Raw genomic sequence first — 21,429 nt, 5'->3', positions numbered from 1 at the left:
GAGGTTGCTCGCTCGAAGGTTGGCGGAGGTTACGCGACTGCCGCCGAGTACGGTTGTTCGCCGCGTGCCGCCATCCGGTCGCGTCCCGGCGCCAGGACGCTTTTGGACTCGGTCGACCGGCAACGGTGCGCCTGCGCCGCGTCGTTCCCCGCGTTGCCGTTCCTCGAACTACACAGACTCCATGCTGTCGAGCAGGCGATCAACGTCCACGGTCGCGAAGGTCGCGAAGGTGTCGGCAACGCCGTAGGGCAGCAGCAGCGTCCGCCCGCAGATCATGCCTCCGCAGCTGTAGACGACGTTGGGTACATAGCCGTCTCGGTCCTCGGGACTGGGCTCGAGCACCGGCAGAACGGCCCTGCGAAGGACGCGGGACGGGTCGTCGCGATCGAGCAGACACGCGCCAATGGCATAATTCCTGAGCGCGCCGACGCCGTGGGTCAGCACCAGCCAGCCCTCCTCGATCTCCAACGGCGACCCGCAATTGCCCAGCTGTACAAACTCCCATTCGTGCTCCGGCCGCAGAAGCCGCTCGCCCTCGGACCACTCGTAGAGACTGTCGGACGCCATCAACCAGACATTCTCATTGTCGTGGCGCGAGAGCGCGTAATAGCGGCCGCCGATTCGCCTCGGGAAGATCGCTAACCCCTTCGCCCCCGCGACGACGCCGCTAATCCGCCGCATCGTGAAGGTGACGAAGTCCGGGGTCTCGAGCAGCTCCTGGCGCACATCGGTGCCATTGAAGGCGCTGTAGGTGCCCAGATAGCGGGTCGATCCATCTTCTTCCGTAAACCGGACGAGCCGCATGTCCTCAATGCCGCGGGCCTGGCTGGGCAGAATTGGGAAGAGCACGGTTTCCGACAGCAGCTCACTGCCACCGCAATGCAGCGTGGCGATCACATCGCCGTCGCCTCTACCCATCATCTCGATCACCGGCGCGACCGAGACCGTGCCCGGCGGGTCGATCGTGAAACCGTCGGCAGCGGACCAGCGGCCGGTGCGAAAGGTTACGGACGAGACATGCCCTTCACCGATCCCCCGCAGCGACATGACGAACGGCGTCGATCCCGGCGCGGCACGCGACTGATCCCAGTGGGGTACCATGCTGGGGTTGAAGAGCGCGGCCGCCTCGAACGAATATTCCTCAAGCATATAGGCTGCAATCAGACGGGCCTGCACGTGGCTGACCTCGCGTCCGGCAAAGATGTCCCGGAGCTCGCCGTACCGACGATCAAGGACCGCTGGCACGTCCCGATGTCGCTCGGACAGCGATTGCATGAAGTCGGCGAGCCGCGCGTCGATCGTCGCGGTGGTAAGGGCGAGCACGCGGTCAGCGATCCGCAGCGCACGAGGAAGATCGGACATCGCGAAAGGAGCGGGATCACCGGGTGAAAAGGGACGAACCACAGTCCGCGTCGGATCGGGTTTGATGATGATGGGCGAGCGGTCGATGATAGCGGCGCGGGGCAGCATCGGATACCTCCGGAAATTAGGGCGTCTTTGGGGCGGGTCGCGGGTAGGATCACGGTTGTTATATGGGGAAGCGCTTTGAGAAGAGTTGTGCCCAGCCCGATTCCCTCGACGACCAGACACCCCTCCGCGCTACACGATGGATGCCTGGTAGATTTGCCGCACGGCCGCGGCGAAGACGCTGTCGAACTCCTCGTCCGCCATCGCCTCTCGCAGGTCGCCGATCAATGCACGCGAGAAGCTCGCGATCATGCCATGGTTCAGCGCGAGGCGATCGCACGCTGTGCTGCGGTCATAGCCGCCCGATAATGCGAGAACCCGGACGACCCGGTCATGCGCCATCAAATCCCGGTAAAGATCGGGCGTGACGGGTATCGTCAGCTTCAGCATTATCCGCGTGTCGGCATCAAGCTGATCCAGACGACGCAGAAGCGCGTCGCGAAGGCATGTCTCGGCATCGGCCTTGACGGGGCTGGCAATCAGAACTTCGGGCTCGACGATCGGGACTAGCCCGGCACGTGCAATCAGAAGGGCAAGGTCGAATTGCTGGTCAACGACCGCATCGATACCCTCCTGATCGGCGAGACGGATCACCGACCGCATCTTGGTCCCGAAGACGTTCAGCGACCACGCGTGGCGCAGGAGGTCTTCAAGTCCGGGCGTTGGCTTCATGAGCTGGACGCCCGCCCGTTCCGCCTCGAGCCCCTGATCGACCTTCACGAACGGCACGACGCCACGTTGCTCCCAGAGGAAGCTAGGCGCGGGCACGCCGGCTATGGCCCTGTCCATCGTCCCTTCGAAAAGGATCGCGCCGATAATCCGATCGCCCCGGAAAGCAGGTGTGAGGATGATCCGCTCGCGCATCGCATGGATAAGATCGAACATCGCCGCCTCGCTGCCGAAGGTGCTCCGATCTACGCCATAGGCTTCGAGCGCGCCCGGCGTGGAACCCCCGCTCTGATCCAGGGCCGCGACAAAGCCGGGTGCGTTCTCGACTTTGTGCATCATTTCGGACGTCAGCATGGGCTCGTTCCTGTCAGTTGACGGGACGCGTACGCGATGGTCCACATCAGGCGGCAATCAGCCCGACGACCGCGAACAGGCTCGCATCATCCGTCCAAATCTCGCCGACCTTCCAGCCGCTGTCGTCCGCAAGCCGTTGGATGCCGGCGGCATCGTATTTTCGCGAACTCTCGGTGTGGATCGTCTCGCCCGCCGCAAAGCGGAAGCCGCGACCATCAATCGATACCGTCTGCGCGTCCGTGCTGACGAGATGCATCTCGACCGCCTGCTCGCGGACATTCCACTGCGCCCGGTGCCGGAACCGCTCGGGCTGGAAGTCGGCGCCCAGCTCGCGATTGATCCGCCAGAGGTAGTTCAGGTTGAACGCCTCAGTCACGCCTGCAGCATCGTCATAGGCGGGAATGAGGATGTCGACGTCCTTGATGAGATCGACGCCGATCACGGCTCCCCCACCAATGCCGACCTGTCGATGCATTCGCTGCAGGAGAAGGCGAGCTTCGATGCGATCCAGATTGCCGATGGTTGAGCCAGGGAAGAAGGCCACGCGACGGGCCTTGTGCGGCAGATCAGGCAAACGGAAGTCTTGCGTGAAATCGGCGACGACCGGGAGGACGGGATAGGGAAGCCGTAAAGCAGCAACAGTTGACTCGAGGAAGCCGCCCGCAATGTCGACGGGCACATAGGCTGAAGGGCGGTCGAGGCTGGCAAGCAGGGGTTCCGTTTTGCGCGCGGAGCCCGCGCCATATTCGATGATGGCGGCTCCGGAGCCGATAAAATCGGCGATGCGCGCTCGGTTGTCGGACAGGATCATCATCTCGGTGCGGGTCGGGTAATATTCCTCAAGGACGGTGATCGCCTCGAACAGGTCCGACCCGACGTCGTCGTAGAGCCACCGGCTCGGCAGGGCCTTTGGGCGTTGCGACAGGCCGGAGACGACGTCCTGGCGAAGCGACTCGCGCTGCGCGGCACCGACTCCGACCTCGTCGGCCGAAAAGGTTGATCGGTTGGGGGCGGCTTGGACGGCGATGGCGGCGGTCATTGCTTCCTCGAACAAAAGGTCTCGCACTCTGCTCGGGTGCATCCTGCATTTGGTTACACCGATGGTTGCCTAGATGAGCGTTTCGCAGCCCGCGATGGTCCAGACGACGCCCCCTTGGCCAAGCGCCGCGCCGCTCGACGCTTGCAGCGGCCATTTGGCGCCGCGGCGCGCGCCAGTGTCAGCCGAACTGGAAGGCCATCGCCGGCAACGCAACGCCCGCCGCGTTGTTGAGCGTCGTCCAGTGCGTCATCTCGTCGGCCGACATCTGCGCGAACAGATGGGCGAGCCGCCGGTCCCGCAAACCCTTGATCTGGCCGATATAGCCGGTCGCGGCGCCGCGTTCGAGCTCGGTCGCGAGCCTCACGATGTCGGCCTCGGTCCTGAGCGTGGCGAGCTTGAGTTCGGCAACATATTGCTCGTCGCTCTTCGGCTCGACTGGCGAGCCGCCGGTCTCGATGACCAGGCTGGCTAGTTGGTCGCGATGCGCTTCATGATGCCCCCTGAACAGACCCGCCGCCTTCAGCGTGTCAGGAGTCAGCAAACCGCTGGCACCGGCAAGCCGGTAAGCGGCGATCCCTTCATGCTCGTAAACCAACGCGGACTGAATGATGTCCAGATCAGAGGTGTGCCGATCCGTCGCCGTGTCTTCCGTATGCATTGCCGTCATCTCCTTTATTCGCGTCGATGAACGCGCGTCCATCATCACTGTGGAACTCGGCGCAGGGCTTTAGGAGGTTACGCCGGGATCGTGCGCGCCGGCCGATGCCGGCGGCTACGTCACGGATCGGAACGACGTCCGCCGCCACGGGCTCCGCCGCCGACGAGTAACAAGCGCGCGGCCTGGACCGAATTGAAAGAGTCGACCCTCGTCGGCATTGGCCTCAAACGGAGAAAAGACATGGTGCAGGCACGGTGGCACGGGATGGTGATCGCGGACAGCGACAGCACCATCATGATCGAAGGCAATCATTATTTCCCGCCTGGCTCCGTCCGACGCGGTCTGCTCGTTCCGACCGAGACGACATCGACTTGCCCATGGAAAGGGAGCGCACACTACTATTCCATCCGCGTCGACGCGGATGAGAATGTCGACGCGGGTTGGTACTATCCCGATCCCAAACCCGCCGCCGCGGAGATCAAGGATCACGTCGCTTCTGGAAGGGGGTCGAGATCGGCTAGGTAGCATACCTGCCGACATTCCCGGTGATCGGGTGCGGACGGGTGCGGGGACTGCGTCGGGTCGCCCGCACCCGGCCAACGGGACATGCAAGACCTGACGGCCCCAGATGGACATCGCTTCCGCTTTCAGGCCCGCCATTCGGGCACGCCGTCGTTGAAACGCCCCTCGCCCAGCGCCCAAAATGAATATCGGTGGCACAGAAACACGCCGCTCGAACTTCGGCATCGCTGGGTGCTGCTGGCTTGGCAAAGCTCAGCCTATTGCCGGGATCCGTGCTGGCGGCGTCGAAACCGAGCACAATCCCGGCCGGCTCAGATTCGTAGTAGATTTCGGGGACTGCATCGATATCGCCCTATTCCGCGAGCATCGCCGCCAAGCGGGGGACCGGCGAGGTGAGCTGGTGCATTTCCAAGAAGTACAGGACGCCCGGAAGAGGACCTCGATCGCGGGCCGGGACAGGTGCATGCGCGTCACTCCATCGCCCGGGCAGGCGGGTCCTGTATCTGCCGCAACGCACGACCGTGCCGTTCTCTCAATTAAAGGAACTCGGCGACATCGTCTCCGGCTCCGTTCAAGCCCAGTGAACGGCACACGCCGCGAGCCTGCGCTATGCGCGTGCCCGCGGCGCAAGCTTGCGACCTCAGGGCAGGTCGTATTGGGCAATGCCGGCCAAATCGTAGACGCCGGGCTTGCCCACCGCCGCCTTGGTCGCGTTCAGGGTATATTGCCCCGCATAGGTCGCCCGGCCGTCGGCACCGAGATTGTACCAGTTGACCGAATAGGACTGGAGTGAACCCAGCCAATAGAGGTGCTTGCCGTCGCGCGTGATCACCGCGTCCTTGGAGTCGTTGGCCGGTGAATAGCCGCTCCTTGTGACCAGCGGCAGACGCGCCAGCACCTTGCCGGTCGCGGGATCGAGCCGGAACGGGGTGATGACGTTGCTCACGAAGCTGACGGCGTACAGCATCGTCTTCGACGGGTTCATGACGCTCCAGCACGCCTCGTCGACGTCCTTGGGATTGGTCCGGCCGGTCGCGAAGTTCGCCACCTTGACCAATCGGTCGTGGTTGTCCTGCAGCACGGTCAGCCCGTTCGACGATTTGGCGTCGGTCAGCGAGAAGTTCGTAACGTACAACTTGTCGGCATTCCGGCTCCATTCGAAGCCCACGCTGCCTGCGATGCCCGGCTCCTCGAAATGGCGGCGGTGGCTAACCATGCCGTTTGCGAAGTCGTACATGTAGACCCGGCTCGGGTGCATTTCCTTCAGCAGGGGATGCTCCGTCAGGAAGTGCGGGATGCCCCAGGTGGTCACGGCGAGCTTGTTGCCGTCCGGGCTGAACGAGATCTCCGCCGTGCCGCCGTTCGCGCGCGGATAGTGGTCCAGCGTGCGCACGTAGCCGAGCGATCCCTTCGCGTCGTCGAGCTGGTAGAGGACGATCGTGCGGTTCGCGTCGGATGCGTCCGGCTTGCTGAGGTCGCCCTGCAGGAACTTGTCGCTCGGCAGCCGGTTAAGCTTGGCGCCGTCATAGATCACCGTCGGCTGGTCCCACTGATTGCCGACTGCGACCCAATATTTGCCGGGCTGGCCCCGCACGGGCGTCGACGTGATCGAGACCGGCTTGTTTCCGTGCGAGGGAACATTGGCGACGAAGGTCAGCGCGCCGGTCGGGCGATCGATGCGGAACACCGACACCATGTTCGCGCCGATGTCGGCGGTCAGCAGGTAGTGGCCGATGATACGCGTCTGCCCCTGCGCGTCATAGTCGCCGACTGCGGGAGCGTTGTGGTTGGCGCCGCCGCGCACGCCGGTCGAATAGGTCTTCTCGTCGCCGAGACTGCCGTCGGCGTAGCGCGCGAGCCGTACCACCGAGTTGGCCTCTTGCCCATTGGTAGTCGTGTAGAGGTAGCCGACGACGCGCTTACTGGCCTGGGCATGAAGCGGCGGCGCTGACAACAAGGCGGCGCCGACCATTGGCGCTGCGATCATCATGAGGTGGCGTGCTGACGTGTGCATTTCTAATACTCCGTTTAGAACCGTCGACTTCGCGCACCCGCGCACTGTTCGACCCTGCCGTTCTGTCGGAGCAGCCACTGTTGAGGTTACAGCTGTTCTCGGCGAGACTACGCAGCCGTTCAGCGGAGACCGGCTCGACACCCACATTTCTCCGATACTGGCGACGGCGTGTGCCCCGTGTCGGGTTTCTTGGAGGCTGATCGCTTGAGACGGGGCTAGGACAAGCGAGACGCTTCGCCCGAGCCCTCGCCGCGTGTTTAGACGACCGAACCTCGAGCAGGTTCATATCACCATGTTCAGGATGGCGGTCGATGAGGCATGCTGCTTCGCGCAAAGTGCCGCACCCGACGGACAACGGCGCCAATCAGGCGCCAATCATTTCAATGACGTAGGGTGGCCGCCAAGTTCGGACGCCTACTCGTCCTTTGGATTGCGAAAGAGACGGCTATACTCGCCATAGCCCTCCGCCTCCAACCGATCGGCGGGGACGAAGCGCAAAGCGGCGGAGTTGATGCAGTAGCGCAGGCCTCCCAAATTCGCTGGTCCATCGTCGAACACGTGGCCGAGATGGCTGTCGCCGTGCGCCGAGCGAACCTCGTTGGTAGGATCGGAATAGGCCGGATCCTGTCGCTCGACGATATTCGCGAGGTCCGCCGGCTTGGAGAAACTGGGCCAGCCCGAGTTGCTCGAAAACTTGTCGAGCGACGTGAAGAGCGGCTCGCCGGAGACGACATCAACATAGATGCCGCCTTCCTTATGGCGCCAGAATTCGTTGATGAAGCGACTCTCGGTCGCGGATTCCTGCGTTACACGGTATTGTTCGGGCGTGAGGCGCGCAATCGCGTCCGGCGATCTCTCATATCGTGACATGTAACTGTTCCTCAGCCTCGAGGTGCAATCTCACTGCGGAGTCGATTGGCCGCGCAAGCGGAGCGAGGCGCGGAGTAGCGTAATCGATGCCGCGAGCAGGACGAGGTCCTTCAAGAGGAACTGGCCCGGAAGCGCGGAGATCGCGGGGAAGCCGCCCGCCGTCGGCTCGGCTACGCCTGGAGTGCTCGCGAAGAACGTGAGCGTGATCACGAACGTCGTGGCCGACATAGCGGCACCAATGGCGGATGCGACGGGAACGAAGGATCCCAGCACGAGCATCGCAAAGGTCGAAAGCTCGATGACGCCGATCACGTGGCTAGCCCCTTGGATCCCAAACGCCGTGTTCATCCACCCGAGAACCGGACTGTGGCCGATCAGGCCGGCGTTGCCGTTCGCCTCATAGGCGGTGAATTTCATGCAGCCAAACCAAAGGAACACGACTGCCAACGCCCATCGCAGGAACGCCAGATCGCGAAAGGAGCCCGCGCCGCGTTCGGCGATGATGAAACTGGGCTTCATAGTTCGACTTCCTTTTCTGGTTTGCGCCCAGGACGGGGCTTGCAAGCGTGCGGCCGGCAGTCATCGCTCGAACCGCTACCGCGCTTAATCGTCGGGTCGGGGCCACTGGTTACATGTGCCCGCTAGACCGGCACCGCAGCTTGGTGAGAAGCCCGCGCAAGCCGGTTCGCGTTGAGCTTTTGAATAAGCTTGGTTGAGGGCGGCTGCCACGGAACACTTCTTCCAAACGTGCTGTCCTTGAATGTCGCTGCTGTGCCCCGGCTGCCCCCATCTCAGGCCCGGCGACGCGAGCGAGCGCTATTCGCGAGCGGTTGCCTGCCCCACCAGCGCAAACGGCTCGTCCAGTGGGCAGAGCAGCTTATGTAACCAAGGCTCCTTCTGCGGCGACTACATCGGAAACCGCCACCGAACACCGCTTGAGGGTCGATACCGGCCAGGAGGCCCCATGCACGACGCCGTTACGACACCCTTGTCTCCGTATGCCTCGGACGGTTCGCCCGATCGCTGCGAGATCGATACGATCCGGGCGCTCGCGATCGACGCGGTTGAGAAGGCGGACAGCGGGCACCCAGGTACGCCACTCTCGATGGCACCGGTTGCCCACACCGTCTGGAGCCGGCATCTAAGGTTCGATCCGGCCACACCCGACTGGCCCAATCGTGACCGCTTCGTACTTTCCATCGGTCACGCGTCCATGCTGCTGTACTCGCTTCTTCATCTCGCTCGAGTCGAGGAAGTGGATCGCAGCAGCTGCAAGACCGGAAAACTGGCAGTTAGCCTCGAAGACATAATGCGATTTCGTCAGCTGGGATCCAAGACGCCGGGACATCCGGAGTACCGGCTGACGACGGGGGTCGAGACCACGACCGGACCTCTCGGCCAAGGCTGCGGCAACTCCGTCGGCATGGCGGCGGCCGAACGCTGGCTCGCAGCACACTACAACCGTCCCGGCTTCACCCTGTTCGATCACGACGTTTATGTCCTTTGCGGCGACGGCGACATGATGGAGGGTGTCTCAAGCGAAGCCGCATCGCTCGCAGGCCATCTCAAGCTCTCCAACCTGTGCTGGATCTACGACAGCAATCGGATCAGCATTGAGGGTCACACGAGCCTCGCCTTCTCCGAGGATACCGCGCAGCGCTTCCGGGGCTATGGGTGGAACGTCCTTGAGGTCGACGATGCGAACGACACGGTCGCCATCAACGAGGCGATCGAGGATTTCCGCCGCACCGATGATCGACCGACCTTCATCCTGGTCCGATCGACAATCGCGTGGGGAAGTCCGAAAGCAAATAGCGAGAAGGCGCACGGTTCGCCGCTGGGTGCCGACGCCGTGGCGGCTACCAAGCAGGCTTATGGCTGGCCTGCCGACAAATTCTTCTACGTTCCGGAGGGTGTCTCCGAGCGCTTTTCCGGCGCGCTTCACGACCGTACCGCGCCGCTTGTCTCCGCCTGGACCAACCTCGTCGGGCGTTACGCGAAAGAGCATCCCGATCTCGGGCAAGAGCTGAAGTCGATGCTGGCAGGCGAACTGCCGGACGGCTGGGCCGCCAATCTCCCTGTGTTCGAAGTTGATGCGAAGGGCATCGCCAGTCGGGATTCCGCCAACAAGGCGCAGAATGCCATAGGAGCGAAAGTTCCGTGGCTCGTCGGCGGGTCGGCCGATCTCGCCCCTTCGACCAAGACGCTGTTCAAGGACGGGGGCTCGTTTCAGGCGGACAGCTATGGCGATCGCAACATGCACTTCGGCATTCGCGAGCACGGCATGGGATCGGTCATGAACGGCATGACGTTGAGCGGGATCAGAGGCTTCGGCGCCACCTTCCTTGTCTTTACCGACTACATGCGACCACCGATCCGGCTTGCCGCGATCATGGAGATCCCGTCGATCTTCGTCCTGACCCACGATTCGATCGGTGTCGGCGAAGATGGGCCGACGCACCAACCCGTCGAGCACATGGCAGCGTTGCGCGCGATCCCGGGAGTTGACGTGATCCGGCCCGGAGACGCCAACGAAGTGTCGGAAGCATGGCGGATGGCACTTGAGGCGAAGGACCACCCGACCTGTCTTATCCTCTCTCGGCAGGCACTTCCGACCCTCGACCGCTCGATCTACATGCCCGCGGAGGGCTTGCGGCGCGGCGGCTATGTTCTGACCCGCGACACCGCAGAACCGGACGTGATCCTGATCGCAACGGGCTCCGAGCTCAGCCTGGCGGCCGCAGCTGCCGAGGAACTGTTGAAGGAAGGGGTCGCCGCCCGCGTCGTATCGCTCCCGAGCTGGTATCGGTTCGAGAAGCAGGAAAGGGAGTATCGCGACGACGTGCTGCCCCGCCGAGTGCGTGCCCGCGTGGCGATCGAGCAAGCCGGCGACATGGGCTGGGAACGCTATGTCGGTACGGACGGCGCCACGATCACGATGTCGACCTTCGGCGAATCTGCCCCGATCGAGAAGCTTCAGGAGAAGTTCGGTTTCACGGTCGAGAATGTCGTCGGCGTCGCAAGGCGCGTGTTAAAGGAGATTCGGTCATGAGCGAGCAGCGTGGTGAAGCGGGCCCGTCTCTAGTGGGAGGGTCTGGTGGAAGTCGGCTGAAGCAGCTCGCTCAGGAGGGTCAGTCGGTTTGGCTCGACTTCATCGACCGCGGCTTCCTTGAAGCCGGCAAGCTCAAGCTGCTGATCGACGAAGACGGCCTGACTGGCGTGACGTCGAACCCATCCATCTTCGAGAAGGCGATCGGCCACACCGACGCTTATGACGAGCAGCTGGCGACGGATTTGAAGCGCGAAGACAAGGGCGTGGTGGAATCCTACGAAGCACTCGCGATCACGGACATCAAGACCACGGCGGATCTGCTCATGCCGATCTACCAGGAAAGCGGCACCGATGGTTTCGTGTCGATCGAGGTCTCGCCGGAGCATGCAGCCGACACCCAGGCGACCATCGCCGAGGCTCGCCGGCTCTGGCAGCGGATCGATCGTCCCAACCTGATGGTGAAGGTTCCCGGCACCGAAGCGGGCCTGCCGGCGATCCGGCAGCTCATCGAAGAGGGCATCAACGTTAACGTGACACTGCTGTTTGCGGTCGAGCGCTACAAGGAGGTTCTGGAAGCCTATATATCCGGCCTTGAGGACCGAGCCAATCGCGGGCATTCCGTCGATCAGGTCGCCGGCGTCGCGAGCTTCTTTGTCAGTCGTATCGACGCGATGATCGACGATGAGATCGACACGCGCGTAGCCAAGGGGGACCCGGCGGCCGATGCCCTGCAGGGCCTCAAAGGCAAGGTCGCGATCGCCAACGCCAAAATAGCCTACCAGCACTATCTCAAAGTCGTTCACTCGGGACGGTGGCGCATTCTCGCGGACAAGGGCGCCCTGCCCCAGCGCCTTCTCTGGGCCTCCACCGGCACCAAGAACACTGCCTATTCGGACGTGCTCTACGTCGAGAGCCTAATTGGGCGCGACACGGTCAACACAATCCCTCCCAAGACGATCGACGCGTTCCGCGACCACGGAACCGTTCGGCCAACGCTGACCGAGAATGTTGAGGGTGCCAAGCATACGCTGGCAGAGGCCAAGCGCCTCGGCGTAAATCTGGACAAGGTAACCTCGCGCTTGGTTGACGCCGGCGTTCGCCAGTTTTCGGATGCGGGCCGCGCGCTTCTTCAGGCAGTCGAGGGCAAGCGCTCGGAGCTGCTCGGCACGCAGATCGGATCCTGAGAGCAGGGCATCCGTCAGACGGCTTCGGCTATCCAGGACGTCTCGCGACAGCGCGTGCTGACCCCGATCGCAATGCTGTCGGGTCGCAGCGTATCGGTGGGGTGACGCAGCTTGCACCAGTAACCTCATGGTTGTTGGGTACTCCCCCGCCTCTCAATATGCGACGCCGATGAACGTGATGAGGCGCGACCGCACCGAAACGAGCGCGGTGCATGATGCGATCAGTCTCACATGCACCTGGATCGAGGCGGCCCGCGCGCGGCCACTCGGCTTGTGGACGCGCGGCGACCGGCGTGCAGCCGCTCGGCTGAGCATCCGCTCCCGACCGGCGTGATGACAGATTGGGATCAGCCGGCGGCTTCATGTGAGGTGGGGCCGGCAGGCGCGAACCGCATTGCATCGCCGTTCATGCAGTAGCGAAGCCCAGTCGGCTTTGGACCGTCGTCGAAGACATGGCCGAGATGCCCGTCGCAGCGAGCACAGCGCACCTCGGTTCGCGCAAAGAAAAGGCTGGTATCGCGCCTCTCCGTGATCCCATCGGGCAAGTGCGCCCAGAAGCTCGGCCAGCCGGTGCCGCTGTCAAACTTCGTTCGGGCGGCAAACAGCGGCAGATTGCAGCCCGCGCAAACGAAGATACCATTACGGTGCTCCGAGTTGAGCGGGCTTGAAAACGGGCGCTCAGTCGCGGCTTGCCGGAGCACGGCGTAGGCTCGCGGCGAAAGGCGCCGGCGCCACTCGGCGTCGGTCAAGCGCAGCGGTCGCGGCGCGGCTGCAAGCGCTGGCATGCCTGCGCCCGTCATCACGGCACCGGCGAGCGCGAGAGCGCTGGCGGTAAGAACGGATCGGCGATCAAATGTCTGGTTCATGGTCGGTCATACGCACGCTCGCGGAGGACGGTTACATGTAACTCCCAGGCTCTGCGCTGCGTATGTCCAGGCAGAAAAGGAGTTTTCGGCTATGCAATCAGCTTCATACATCGGCTTCGGTGGCATCCTGGCTTTGGCGATGGTGGCTGCTTCCTCGGCTCTCAGTGCGTCAACCGAGACATTCGTCAACGCGCCACAGCCCCGCGTTACGGCGCCTGTGGGGAGCAAGACGGAAACCGCGATTTTCGCCGGCGGCTGCTTCTGGGGCGTCGAGGGCGTGTTCGACCATGTGAAGGGCGTCGTCTCGGCAACGTCCGGCTACGCTGGCGGCACCACGACCTCCCCCTCCTACGAGGAGGTATCGACCGGGACCACCGGGCATGCGGAGGCGGTTCGAGTCGTCTTCGATCCCGCTAAGGTCAGCTACGCCGAACTGCTACGCGTCTATTTCTCGGTCGTCGCCGATCCGACCACGTTGAACGCACAGGGGCCCGATCATGGCTCCCAGTACCGCACCGCGCTTTTCCCGCAATCGGACGGGCAGGAACGGGTCGCGCGTGCCTATCTCCAGCAGCTCACGGCGTCGCACACCTTCACGCGCCCGATTGTGACCCGGATCGAGCATACCACCCGCTTCTACCCGGCAGAAGGCTATCACCAGGGCTTCTTGGAGAAAAATCCGACCTATCCGTACATCGTCATCAACGACGCGCCGAAGGTGGACGCGCTGCGCCGCATCATGCCGAACATCTACCGCTCGTGACGACCTGCTCGTACGCCGCTCGCGGATCGTCTTCGCGGGCGGCGTGCTGCGCCTTATGTTGAAACTGGCAGTGTTGTAACCGATTGGCGGCAAGCGACGTTAATTCGGAATGAGGATGGCAACGAGCGAAGCCGAGCTCAAAACGCTGATGATCGGCAGCCTTGACGGCGATGCACTGGCGCATGGCTTGTTGCTACGCGCGATCGTGCCGCTTCTCCAAGCTTTCTACCGTCGCCGCCTACCTCATGCCGAAGACGTCGACGATCTCGTACAGGATACCTTGATCGCCGTGCATACCCGCCGCGAGACGTTCGACAGGAATCGCCCGTTCACCGCGTGGCTGTATGCAATCGCTCGCTATCGGGCGATTGACCACTACCGGCGCCATCGCCAAACGGTGGCAATCGAGGACGTGGAAGCGATCCTCGCGACCGAGGGGTTCGAGGATGCCGCCAACGCTCGCATGGACGTCGACAACCTCCTCCTGACGCTCTCCCCCAAGCAGGCGCGCGCGATCCGCGACACCCATGTCGATGGCAAGAGCGTTGCGGAAGCCGCTGCCGGCGCCGGAATCGGAGAGTCGGACGTGAAGGTCTCGGTCCACCGCGGCCTGAAGGCGCTCAGCGCCAGGATCAGAGGCACGTCACGATGAACACCGAACAGCTCATCCAGTCGCTTAGCCGGGACGTTCGCCGCGTGCCCCCCCAGGCCGTCGCAAAGCGGATCGGCCTGGGTATCGCTGCCGGCTGCGTAGTGGCGATGCTTCTGGTCACGGCCATGCTTGGGGTCCGCCCCGACCTGCGGGTCGCCATGCACGGCTTCTCCTTCTGGATGAAGTGGACTTATACGATTTCGCTTGGGCTCGGCGCGGTATATGGGATCTCGCGCCTGGCGCGGCCCGCGCCGGGGTCGCTTGCCGGGCTGTGGTTTCTCGCGGCACCGGTGTTGATTTTGGCGGGGATCGGGGTTGACGAACTGGCCCGGACGCCCTCGACGCAGTGGCTTGCAATGTGGCTCGGCGATAGCTGGATCTCCTGTCCCTGGTTCGTGCTGGCGTTGTCGGCGCCGATCTTCGCCGGGCTCCTCTGGTCTTTTCGAAGCCTCGCGCCGACGCACCTGCGGGCGGCGGGGGCTGTGGCCGGCCTGGGCGCTGGCGCCTGGGCCGCGACGATCTACTGCCTACACTGTCCCGAGGCGTCCGCGATCTTCGTGCTCACCTGGTACAGCCTGGGCATCCTACTGGCAGCAGGAATTGGTGCGCTGGTCGGCCCTCGACTGCTACGCTGGTAGCCTCGGCCGTGTAGCTCGATCGACGCTTGATCAGCTTCGCCTGGCAACAACGACAAGGAGCAGCTCATACGCGGTCAATGATCGTCGTGATGCCATCCTTCAGGCGTATGTCGATCCGCCTGTTATAGATCGCCCGAAAGGGCGTGAGCGATCGTGATGGCGAGCGTCCGCTCCGATGCGTAGAAAGGCTCACCCCCCGTTCGATGGAGCTATACGGCGAGCTATCTTCGTCCCGGCGCCACTGAACGCATCGGAACCCGTGGGAAAGTCGGTTCGAATCGATCGTCAGGTGGTCAGCCGTCTCCATATAATCGTCGTCGAGGATCATATCGCGTGATGCCAACAGTCGACCTCACGAATGGTCCATAGGTTTGATCTTTGCTGGCAGCCGTTTGGCCGCGGACGATCGGTCGAGCATTTCGCACCCGTCGTGATAATCCCGCACAAGCTCGTTATCCGGGTCGGACTCTCGCTAAATTCGATCATGTCATTCAGGCGAGTTCGATGAGCTCTTCAGCCATTGTCGGAAAGATCGACATCGTATCTTCGAATTGCGTCTTGGTGATCCCGGCCTTTACGGCGATGGCCGCAGCCTGAAGGATTTCCGGCGCCTCGGGCCCGATCATGTGCAATCCGAGTATGCGGCCACTCACATCATCGCAGACCATCTTATAGAATGCATTCTCCCGTCTGTTGGCGAGCACATTCTTCAGAGGCCTGAAGTCCGACGAGTAGACCTTCACATTGCCGTAAAGCGCGCGCGCGGCCTCTTCGGTCAACCCGACGGCCGCGATCGGGGGGTGGCTGAAGACCGCGGACGAGACGCAGTCATAGCTCATGCGGGTGGGCTTGCCGCCGAATTGCGTATCGGCAAACGCTTGGCCTTCCCGGATCGCGACCGGCGTCAATTGAATCCGATTGGTCACGTCGCCAATCGCAAAGATAGAAGGTACCGAGGTTTGGCTGTCTTCATCCACCAGGATTGCACCGATCGGATCGATGCGAACGTCGAGCGGCTTGAGGCCGAGGTTGGCGCTGTTCGGACGCCGGCCGACTGCGAAGAGCACGAGGTCGGCCTTGAGGGGGTCGTTGTCCTTCGTATATACTGAGAGACCGCCGCCTTCCTCTTTGTCGATGTGCTCCAACACAGCGTTGAAGCAGAAAACGATGCCCTTTTGCATCGAGATTTTCAGCAGGCGGTCCCGAACGCTCGGGTCATAGGGCTGCAGGATCGTGTGACTCCGGCAGATCAGGGTAACATGGGAGCCAAGCTCGTTGAAAATTCCGGCGAACTCGTTAGCGATATAGCCTCCGCCAACAACGACGATCCGCTTCGGGAGTGCCTCCAGGCCGAAGGCCTCGTTCGACGTGATTCCGTGTTCTGCCCCGGGGCAAATCGGCCGGGCGGGCTGAGCGCCGGTCGCGATAAGGATACGTCCGGCGCGCACGCGCCGGCCGCTCGACAGGGTGATCTCCTGAGGTCCGGAGAGGGTAGCGCGCTCATGGAACAGACTGACGCCAGCGTGTTCGAGGCCGTCAGTATAGAGGCGCTCCAATCGGCGGACATCATCGAGCACATTGTCGCGCAGCGTAATCCAGTCAAAAGCACAATCCGGTACATCCCATCCGAAGCGCCGCGCGTCTTTGAGGTCTTCAGCGAAGTGCGAACCGTAGAATAGCATCTTCTTGGGCACACATCCCCGGATGACGCAGGTTCCGCCAATTCGGAATTCCTCCGCGAGTCCGACGCGAGCCCCGTGAGCGGCGGCCACTTTAGCCGCACGCACCCCGCCTGACCCTGCACCGATCACGAAGAGGTCGAACTCTGCTTCTTCCACACATCACCTCGAGGATCACCGTTCGCATTGGGGTGCTCGCTCAAACACAGCATTTGGTTACCAGAGGCGAACCTTTGGATTGGCGTGGAACAGAGATCCCGTTAGCGGGGTGATCAGCGTCGAACAGGGCCCCTTATTTCAGTGGTCTAGGCACGCCCGCTCGGCATTAGCCAAGCGGCAAGATCGGGATGTTGGCATGCATGATCACGTCTTCTTCTCAATCCGACCAAGCTGCGCCGCTAGCGCCGGCCAGCTATGGCGAATGTCTTGGCGATAAGTTTCATCTGCGCTCGACTGCTGCAACTGCGGATCAGCAAGCCAAGCAGATTGCTGCGGGCTGAGCAGATCGGCGAGCGAACTGCGGTAGGGTACCGCCAGATTGATCCGCGTCCGCTGGGCGGGCGTTAAAGGCAGATGACGGGCTGAATTCTTGCGCAGGTAGAACTGCGGTTCGCGGTCCATCTCGAAGCCGCCGCTTTCGGTTGGGCTAAACCCTTCAGCGCGGGCATAAGCATCCAGATCGGGGCGCGAGGCCTCGCGCGGATCGAAATGCACCTGAACCACTTCCTCGCCAGCCACCCAGCCGGCCTCTGTCGTGATTACCGCGGGATGCTGGGCGAGACTTGTTTCGCCTGACCAGAAGCAGGGGGTCGTGTAGGTTACGCAATCGCTTTGGCCATAGTTGACCAGCAGATCTCGCCCCAGCAAGCGGAAGTAACCGGGTACATTTTCGCCGCCCATTTCGAGCACGGAGGTGATTTTTTCGTGCATTCCCAGCGCGTCGTACCGATCCGCCAGCTTGGGAGAGAGCTCGGTTCCATCAGACCCGAGGAACCGCACCACAGGATTGTTCCACGATGGCTCGTTGTAACGGCGCAGGATCTCGGCATCCGCACCAGGATAGTTATTGAAGATCGCCACCGGCACGAACCGATCCGCAATCAATTCCACCATCAACGGATGCGCGAGAACATCCTGGCCGAAGCGCACGCAGGTGGAGCACCCGGGCACCTCCTGGAACAGCAGCAGAACTGGTTTGCCCTGTCGGGACGCCAGCGCCAGGCCGCGATCGTGGTCCCGCAGCCAAGCGACTTCGCCGAGCTCACGATGCTCTCGAAAAGAAACGGAATTTTGTTGCATTGACGGAATCTAGTGAGGCCATTTTGCAATACAATATCGGGGCCTCTCCCAGCTGCTTGCATCCGCGCGGTCACCAATAGCGCGGCGCATAACCCTACGCCGTTATTGGTCAGTCACCGGCGCAGATCGAGCACAATAGCTTTCGGATCTCCCATTTTTCGGACTGCTTCGTCATCTCAGTGCTCCCTGACGAGCGCGTCAGGTGTGCGACCGCGGCATGTAACCGGCAGCCCGTTCGCAACGAGTCTTGGAGGAGGCGAGTTCGCTGGAGGGCGCGGCGCCAGGCCACATTGGCATGTCGCCGCGGACAATGCGTGCAGGCGCCTTGCAGACACACCATTCAGACGGAGCATAATATGTCCATATTCAAGGAATCCAGGGTTAAGGATGGCGGCCTCATCGATGCAACGGACATCTCCAGCGCACTGACACACGCGCCATTCACCTATGCTGACGGCGCGACACAGGTCTTCACGGCGGATGGGCGCACCGTTTACACTGAGGGAGAGAATTCTTCCTCGGGAGGGTGGAAAGTAGACGAAGACGGACGTTTCCAGTCATTCTGGCCGCCGTCTGAATACACCAGCTACGACCTAGCCTGGATCGCCGGTTCGAACGGCGAGGCCGCCGGGATTAGGTTCAGCGATCCGAACCGAGGAGCAAGTTTCGAAGGCCGATACAGCCGCCCTAAGCTGGGTGCGTCTCGTCTCGAGTAATTTAGGCTTCTCAGATCCTGGTGTCGGTTGCCTCGAACCATGTGGGCGCGATCATCGCCGGTCGCGCCCACGTCTTGTTTGCCGTCGGCGGCTCGGTGGAGGTTCCCACTGCCGTCCAGCAGCATTTCTGAAGGGCACCGGAATGGCGTTGGCGCCGTTAGCCAATCGTTGAACCCCAGTTATGCGCAACCATGATTGCGCAAAGTGCGCTTAGTTGCGCGCAGAAATATGTTGCGCATAACGCACTTTAGTTGCGCATTGACAGGCTTAGTTGCGTAAACCATATTGTCCGCGCAACCTAGGAGCTCCCGTGGCCCGTCCGCTTCCCGACGACTCGCTCGCCGCGATCGAGGCGGTACTCGCCGAATATCCTGAGGGTGCGTCTTATGCGCAGATCGAAGCGGCACTCGATGCGCCAGGTGCGCGCCGGACTCTCCAGTACCACTTACGCGCACTGGTCAAAGCCGGCCGTTTGCGAACGAGCGGCGAGCGTCGCGGCGTGCGCTACTATCCGGACGGAAATGCCCTGGCCCCTGTTGCGGGTGACGCCGACGCCAGAGCCGCCGCCGTAGCCGAGGCAATCATTCCGCTCTCACCCGAAGGTGAGGCGGTGATCGCCTATGTCCATCAACCGGTCGGGCTGCGCCAGCCGGTCGGCTATGACCGCAGCTTTCTCGATGGCTATCGACCCAATGAGAGCTTCTATCTTGGCGACGCCGCGCGCGCGCGCCTGGCCGAGATCGGCCGGCCGCAGATCCAGGCGGCACCGGCCGGAACCTATGCAAAACAGATCCTTAACCGGCTGCTGATCGATCTCGCCTGGAATTCGAGCCGCCTCGAAGGCAATACCTATTCGCTTCTCGACACCCGTCGTCTGCTCGACTTTGGAGAGGTGGCCCAGGGTCATGAGCAACGCGAAGCGCAGATGATCCTCAACCACAAGGATGCCATCGAATTTCTCGTCGCCAATGCCGATGAGATCGGTTTCAATCGCTACACGGCTCTGAATCTCCACGCGCTGCTCGCCAACAATCTGCTCGCCGACCCGACCGCCGTAGGGCGATTGCGCCATATCGCGGTCGGGATCGAGGGTTGTGCCTTCCATCCACTCGAAGTACCGGGTCAGATCGAGGAGAATTTCGACCAGCTGCTCGCCACTGCTGCCGCCATTCTGGACCCGTTCGAGCAAGCCTTCTTCATGATGGTTCAGCTGCCTTACCTTCAGCCCTTTGACGACGTGAACAAGCGCGTCTCGCGCCTTGCCGCCAACATCCCCATGATTAAGGCCAATCTCGCGCCCTTGTCTTTCATTGACGTGCCGAACGATCTTTATGCGCGCGCGACGTTCGGCGTGTACGAGCGGAACGATGTCGCGGCGCTGCGCGACGTCTTCCTGTGGGCCTATGAGCGCTCGGCCGCCCGCTATGCCGCGGTTCGGCAATCGCTGGGCGAACCCGACCCCTTCCGTCTGCGCTATCGCGACCGCCTGCGCACCACTGTGCGCGACATCGTGCGTGCGCCGATGGACCGACAGGCCGCACGCACGCATCTCACCGCTGTCGCGCGTGACGAGGTGCAGCCTGAGGATCAGGAGCAATTCATCGAGATCGCCGAAACCGAACTGCTCGGACTCCACGAGGGCAATTTCGCGCGATACCAGGTCCGGCCGTCTGAATTTTTGGCTTGGTCGAAGGAATGGAAACCGGTCTGATCGGCCGCTGATCCAGCCTCCGCGCTGTATTGCCTGAAGCGGCGGATGTTGCGAACGTAGCGCGACTCGGCTTAGATTGCAGCATGCGGATAAGCTTGCGCTGCCTGTTTCGATATCGCTGCCCGCAGCGAACGAAGGTCGTTAGCGGGCGGTGCGCGCAAGCAGCCGATCAATCTGTGCCAGATTTGCATCAAGGTCCGACACGGCATCGCCGAGCGGTCCCTGATCGAGTGGTGGCGCCGACGCATCGACTGGCCGTTTCCGAGTCCAGGCGATCTGCCCACCAGCACCGAGGGTGACAAGGCCGGCGACCGCGAGTGCGCAGGCCTGGATGTCTGCGCCGGCGCGCGACAGGCCTAGCGCGCGCGCGAGCTGCGTGCGCGTGCAGGAACCCATCGGCGCGATGATAAGCCAGGCGTGGCGGGTTCGCGCGTTGCGCGAGAGGTGAGCGAGCGCGTCGCGGCCGCGCGCGAGCTCCGGCTCCAGCCATGAGAGCCGGTCGTAGGCGCCGCTCCATCCGGCGGCGGCGTCACGGACAAGACCGCCAGCAATCTCCTCCGGCTCGAAACCGCTGCGGAACGACGCGCGTGAGGCCAACCCGGGCGGCGGGGGCACGCCCGCCGCGTGCGCGCCGGCGCCCAGCAGGGCAAGGTTGAGCGCCCAACAGCCGGCGGGCGCGGCGGCGACATAGCGGGTGAGCGTGCCGCGCGGCAGCGGCAGACGCACCTCGTGGCCCGAGCCCTCGAGGAAGCCGGCATCGCCACGCAGCCGATCAACGGCGGCGGCCACGATGAGGAGGGGTTCCAGCACGGCATGGTTCGACCCGCTCGCGGCCGCGACGACTGTCCCGATCGGTCCCGGCGTTGCGGAAGAGATCGCGAGCGCATCGCGCGCAGCGTCGAGCAGGTCCTGATCCTCGGTGCCGAACCGCCGCGTCGCGCCGAGCATGCGAGCGAGCGTCGCGGCAGCCTCGGCGATCGCCGGCACGGCATGGTCCGCCAACCACAACAGCACGCCGTCGCGGCGCGGATCGTCGGTGGACAGCAGCTGCGCCGCCGCGATCGTGGTTTCGTGCGCTGGCCCTACGTCGCCGGCGCCAGCGTCGCGAAGGTAGATGTCCCAAGCCGCCGATACCGTGGCCAGTGCCGAAGCCTTGCGCAGCTCCGCGCTCGCGAACCGCCACGCCGCCTGGGCGCGCCCAAGCGCATGCGCATAGCCGGGGAGATCGAGCGCGGCGTCCATCGCGTCTAAGCTTATGCTAGTAATATCTTGATTG

Annotated in this window: 20 protein-coding genes; 9 read left to right on the top strand and 11 right to left on the bottom strand. The window is 63.0% G+C overall.

Annotated elements, in window-relative coordinates; genetic code table 11:
• Positions 1-168 precede the first annotated feature (168 nt).
• From L8G49_RS17720 to L8G49_RS17705, 4 genes are all read right to left on the bottom strand, one after another.
• Positions 169-1,470, bottom strand: coding sequence for a glycoside hydrolase family 130 protein (locus tag L8G49_RS17720; protein WP_242187059.1), 1,302 nt, complete (start codon positions 1,468-1,470; stop codon positions 169-171).
• A gap of 129 nt (positions 1,471-1,599) precedes the next feature.
• Positions 1,600-2,490 carry a fructose bisphosphate aldolase gene (locus tag L8G49_RS17715; protein ID WP_242187058.1) on the bottom strand — a complete coding sequence of 297 codons (891 nt, stop codon included), beginning with the start codon at positions 2,488-2,490 and terminating at the stop codon, positions 1,600-1,602.
• 46 nt (positions 2,491-2,536) lie between these two features.
• A complete protein-coding gene (gene egtD / locus L8G49_RS17710) occupies positions 2,537-3,529 on the bottom strand; it encodes an L-histidine N(alpha)-methyltransferase (protein ID WP_242187056.1) in 993 nt (330 codons plus the stop codon).
• 178 nt (positions 3,530-3,707) lie between these two features.
• On the bottom strand, positions 3,708-4,232 hold the full coding sequence (locus L8G49_RS17705; RefSeq protein WP_242187054.1) for a DUF4439 domain-containing protein: 525 nt from the start codon (positions 4,230-4,232) through the stop codon (positions 3,708-3,710).
• 147 nt (positions 4,233-4,379) lie between these two features.
• On the opposite strand from L8G49_RS17705, the gene L8G49_RS17700 reads away from it, so the two are divergent.
• A complete protein-coding gene (locus tag L8G49_RS17700; RefSeq protein WP_347272080.1) occupies positions 4,380-4,712 on the top strand; it encodes a DUF427 domain-containing protein in 333 nt (110 codons plus the stop codon).
• Between the two features lie 637 nt (positions 4,713-5,349).
• Here L8G49_RS17700 and L8G49_RS17695 read toward each other — a convergent pair.
• The 3 genes from L8G49_RS17695 to L8G49_RS17685 all read right to left on the bottom strand — a co-directional run bounded on the left by L8G49_RS17695 (position 5,350) and on the right by L8G49_RS17685 (position 8,112).
• Positions 5,350-6,723: a lactonase family protein gene (locus tag L8G49_RS17695; protein WP_242187052.1), complete on the bottom strand. Its 1,374-nt coding sequence runs from the start codon at positions 6,721-6,723 to the stop codon at positions 5,350-5,352.
• A 414-nt stretch (positions 6,724-7,137) separates the two neighbouring features.
• Positions 7,138-7,593 (bottom strand): peptide-methionine (R)-S-oxide reductase MsrB, encoded by a 456-nt coding sequence (gene msrB / locus L8G49_RS17690; RefSeq protein ID WP_242187051.1) that lies wholly within the window; start codon positions 7,591-7,593, stop codon positions 7,138-7,140.
• Positions 7,594-7,623: 30 nt separating this feature from the next.
• Positions 7,624-8,112: a DUF417 family protein gene (locus tag L8G49_RS17685; protein WP_242187050.1), complete on the bottom strand. Its 489-nt coding sequence runs from the start codon at positions 8,110-8,112 to the stop codon at positions 7,624-7,626.
• A gap of 445 nt (positions 8,113-8,557) precedes the next feature.
• On the opposite strand from L8G49_RS17685, the gene tkt reads away from it, so the two are divergent.
• The 3 genes from tkt to L8G49_RS17670 all read left to right on the top strand — a co-directional run bounded on the left by tkt (position 8,558) and on the right by L8G49_RS17670 (position 12,163).
• Positions 8,558-10,645 carry a transketolase gene (tkt, locus tag L8G49_RS17680; RefSeq protein ID WP_242187049.1) on the top strand — a complete coding sequence of 696 codons (2,088 nt, stop codon included), beginning with the start codon at positions 8,558-8,560 and terminating at the stop codon, positions 10,643-10,645.
• Positions 10,642-11,829, top strand: a complete 1,188-nt coding sequence (gene tal, locus L8G49_RS17675) for a transaldolase (RefSeq protein WP_242187048.1) — start codon at positions 10,642-10,644, stop codon at positions 11,827-11,829. The genes tkt and tal overlap by 4 nt, the downstream gene beginning before the upstream one ends.
• A gap of 169 nt (positions 11,830-11,998) precedes the next feature.
• The gene (locus tag L8G49_RS17670) at positions 11,999-12,163 is read left to right on the top strand and encodes a hypothetical protein (RefSeq protein ID WP_242187047.1); all 165 of its coding nucleotides are present in this window, start codon (positions 11,999-12,001) and stop codon (positions 12,161-12,163) included.
• A gap of 13 nt (positions 12,164-12,176) precedes the next feature.
• Here the strand turns inward: L8G49_RS17670 and msrB (L8G49_RS17665) are convergent, their stop codons facing one another.
• The gene (gene msrB, locus L8G49_RS17665; RefSeq protein WP_242187240.1) at positions 12,177-12,629 is read right to left on the bottom strand and encodes a peptide-methionine (R)-S-oxide reductase MsrB; all 453 of its coding nucleotides are present in this window, start codon (positions 12,627-12,629) and stop codon (positions 12,177-12,179) included.
• Positions 12,630-12,786: 157 nt separating this feature from the next.
• Here msrB (L8G49_RS17665) and msrA point away from each other — a divergent pair, with 157 nt between their 5' ends.
• The 3 genes from msrA (at position 12,787) to L8G49_RS17650 (ending at position 14,748) form a co-directional block, all read left to right on the top strand.
• Complete coding sequence (gene msrA / locus L8G49_RS17660) at positions 12,787-13,458, top strand: peptide-methionine (S)-S-oxide reductase MsrA (RefSeq protein WP_242187046.1); 672 nt, start codon at positions 12,787-12,789, stop codon at positions 13,456-13,458.
• 115 nt (positions 13,459-13,573) lie between these two features.
• Positions 13,574-14,110, top strand: a complete 537-nt coding sequence (locus L8G49_RS17655; protein WP_242187045.1) for a sigma-70 family RNA polymerase sigma factor — start codon at positions 13,574-13,576, stop codon at positions 14,108-14,110.
• Positions 14,107-14,748 (top strand): DUF1109 domain-containing protein, encoded by a 642-nt coding sequence (locus L8G49_RS17650; RefSeq protein WP_242187043.1) that lies wholly within the window; start codon positions 14,107-14,109, stop codon positions 14,746-14,748. The genes L8G49_RS17655 and L8G49_RS17650 overlap by 4 nt, the downstream gene beginning before the upstream one ends.
• 491 nt (positions 14,749-15,239) lie before the next feature.
• On the opposite strand, the gene gorA is transcribed toward L8G49_RS17650, so the two are convergent.
• Positions 15,240-16,586 (bottom strand): glutathione-disulfide reductase, encoded by a 1,347-nt coding sequence (gene gorA, locus L8G49_RS17645; RefSeq protein ID WP_242187041.1) that lies wholly within the window; start codon positions 16,584-16,586, stop codon positions 15,240-15,242.
• Between the two features lie 204 nt (positions 16,587-16,790).
• Entirely contained in the window at positions 16,791-17,726 is a 936-nt protein-coding gene (locus L8G49_RS17640) for a VPGUxxT family thioredoxin-like (seleno)protein, type 2 (RefSeq protein ID WP_242187040.1), read from the bottom strand.
• 356 nt (positions 17,727-18,082) lie between these two features.
• Between L8G49_RS17640 and L8G49_RS17635 the strand changes: the two genes are divergently transcribed.
• Positions 18,083-18,442, top strand: a complete 360-nt coding sequence (locus L8G49_RS17635) for a hypothetical protein (RefSeq protein WP_242187039.1) — start codon at positions 18,083-18,085, stop codon at positions 18,440-18,442.
• 310 nt (positions 18,443-18,752) lie between these two features.
• Positions 18,753-20,153: a Fic family protein gene (locus L8G49_RS21120; RefSeq protein ID WP_242187038.1), complete on the top strand. Its 1,401-nt coding sequence runs from the start codon at positions 18,753-18,755 to the stop codon at positions 20,151-20,153.
• A gap of 141 nt (positions 20,154-20,294) precedes the next feature.
• On the opposite strand, the gene L8G49_RS17625 is transcribed toward L8G49_RS21120, so the two are convergent.
• Positions 20,295-21,395 carry a hypothetical protein gene (locus L8G49_RS17625; RefSeq protein WP_242187037.1) on the bottom strand — a complete coding sequence of 367 codons (1,101 nt, stop codon included), beginning with the start codon at positions 21,393-21,395 and terminating at the stop codon, positions 20,295-20,297.
• Positions 21,396-21,429 lie beyond the last annotated feature (34 nt).

This window comes from Sphingomonas sp. CARO-RG-8B-R24-01, from assembly GCF_022662295.1.
In the GTDB taxonomy this organism is placed as follows: domain Bacteria; phylum Pseudomonadota; class Alphaproteobacteria; order Sphingomonadales; family Sphingomonadaceae; genus Sphingomonas.
Note: the sequence above shows the minus strand (reverse complement) of the source record. Positions and strands in the feature narration are given on the sequence as shown.